Genomic DNA, 602 nt, shown 5'->3' with positions numbered 1-602 from the left:
CAAACCGTTCCCAGACCTGCGCATTGGTGTAGGCCTCTTCGAGGTCCATGCTAGCCAGAGCGTCGATCCGCTTGAGATAGGGCAGCGGCGGCATGTTCATGATCGACAGACACGGCAGCTTCGCCGCGGCGATCTTGATCATCAGAACGCGGATCGTGTGGTTGGTGTACTGCGGCTCCTGCATGGCAAGAGCGACGAGATCATAACGCGACAGATCGACCTTGTCGGGCGAGGTAGCATCCAGTTTCCCGGGCAGGTCGCGCGAAAAGATCGAGCGGTGCGCCGGTTCGCCGCGAAGCTGGATGCGGACTTCGGTGCCGTCACGGTTGATGAGTTCTGCGGTGTTCTTGCGGCAAACCAGCGTCACGTTGTGACCGGCCATCAGCAGCTTTGTTCCCAGCAGCGAGCCGTACGAGGCTCCAAGAATCAGAATGTTGCGCGCCATGATCTCTCCAAAGACTACTGGTGTATGGTATACCAGCGTCTATCGCAGATCGACAAGCGGCTGCCAAGGGGATTATCTCGCGTGCGAGTTTCGCTCCGCGATCAGGAAGGGCATTCGAGCTTGCAAGTCGCCGCCGACCCGACCGATCGGGCAGAAG

1 protein-coding gene is annotated in these 602 nt (G+C 59.5%); it reads right to left on the bottom strand.

What is annotated here, in order from left to right; genetic code table 11:
* A partial coding sequence (locus ACP4IX_RS36455; protein ID WP_426558968.1) for a ketopantoate reductase family protein occupies positions 1–445 on the bottom strand: 445 nt, incomplete at its 3' end.
* Positions 446–602 lie beyond the last annotated feature (157 nt).

It is taken from the genome of Streptomyces sp. WG5, assembly GCF_049974565.1.
In the GTDB taxonomy this organism is placed as follows: domain Bacteria; phylum Actinomycetota; class Actinomycetes; order Streptomycetales; family Streptomycetaceae; genus Streptomyces.
This window is presented reverse-complemented; position numbering and strand designations above follow the sequence as displayed.